Source organism: Phaeobacter sp. B1627 (assembly GCF_006265095.1).
Taxonomy (GTDB): Bacteria; Pseudomonadota; Alphaproteobacteria; order Rhodobacterales; family Rhodobacteraceae; genus Epibacterium.
In genome coordinates this window covers 1-1,029 of record NZ_VCNK01000071.1, presented here as the reverse complement: position 1 = coordinate 1,029, position 1,029 = coordinate 1, and the positions used below count along the sequence as shown (strand labels likewise).

The window sequence follows — 1,029 nt, the reverse complement described above, 5'->3', positions numbered from 1 at the left end:
CACCTGCCGCATTCGCTTAGTAGATCTTATACGACGTCGTTACTGACGTGGATAACGACGTCGTATGCGGCGAGGGCAGAATTTGCGACATGAAGTGATTGTTGGGGTTGAGCGTCGGCGGTTTTGGCCAGATGAGATGAAGCTGTCGATATTGCGGGAAGTTGGCATGGGTGGCGCGACCGTGACCGACGTTGCCCGCCGTCATGACCTCACGCGGCAGCACATTTATCAGTGGCGACGGCAAATGAAGGATAAGGGGCTCTGGCCGGAGCCCGAGGGCATGACGTTTTTAGCTCTCGACGCGCCAGACTTGCCCCTGACTTCCAAGCCGGAACCCGCTTACGGTGCGCCTGCCGAGATTGGCTTTGCAAATGGGCGTATTCTGCGCTGCCCGCCCGGTATGGCTGAAGCTGATATCCTGCGGTTGATCCGGTTGGTCGAGACGGCATGATTGGCCCCGGCACGGGTGTCCGTGTGTATCTTGCCTGCGGAACGACGGATATGCGCAAAGGGATCTCTGGCCTGTCGGCCTTGGCGCAGGATGTTCTGCGTCAACGTCCTACGAGTGGCGCGGTTTTTGCGTTCCGGGGGCGAAAGGGCGATCGGATCAAACTGCTCTATTGGGATGGTCAGGGCTTTTGCCTGTATTACAAGGTGCTTGAGAAAGGACGCTTTCCTTGGCCATCCGCGAAAGATGGGAGTGTGCGCCTGACATCGGCACAATTGGCGATGCTTTGGGAAGGCATCGATTGGCGACGTCCGGATTGGGGTGCGCCGCCTGCGCGGGTTGGGTAAATTACCGCGCTGATATTGCTTGTTTTTATGGCCCTTCGCAGCAGATAATGGTAATCATGCGCATGTCTGAAGACACCGCATCTCTCTCCAATGATCCCGCCGTTTTGAGGGCGATCATTGCCTCTCTGGAGGCGGAGAACGCCAAACTCTCAGCTACGTTGCGCGCCCATGATCTGTTGGTGCAAACCCTGCGCACGCGGATCGCGAAGCTGCAGAAACAAGCCTTCGGCAAAA

2 protein-coding genes and 1 pseudogene are annotated in these 1,029 nt (G+C 57.4%); all 3 read left to right on the top strand.

Annotation, left to right across the window (positions count from 1 at the left end; all coding sequences use genetic code 11):
• Positions 1–64: 64 nt before the first annotated feature.
• Complete coding sequence (locus tag FGE21_RS19510) at positions 65–451, top strand: transposase (RefSeq protein WP_139665067.1); 387 nt, start codon at positions 65–67, stop codon at positions 449–451.
• The gene (tnpB, locus tag FGE21_RS19505) at positions 448–795 is read left to right on the top strand and encodes an IS66 family insertion sequence element accessory protein TnpB (protein WP_139665066.1); all 348 of its coding nucleotides are present in this window, start codon (positions 448–450) and stop codon (positions 793–795) included. Before FGE21_RS19510 ends, tnpB begins: the two co-directional genes overlap by 4 nt.
• Positions 678–1,029 (top strand): annotated as a pseudogene (locus FGE21_RS20545) (hypothetical protein); the annotation flags it as partial. The gene tnpB and the pseudogene FGE21_RS20545, both read left to right, overlap by 118 nt.

Bases quoted from the DNA above. Each gene is read 5' to 3' on its own strand.
- tnpB (WP_139665066.1), top strand. From the start codon at position 448: ATGATTGGCCCCGGCACGGGTGTCCGTGTGTATCTTGCCTGCGGAACG.
- FGE21_RS19510 (WP_139665067.1), top strand. From the start codon at position 65: ATGCGGCGAGGGCAGAATTTGCGACATGAAGTGATTGTTGGGGTTGAG.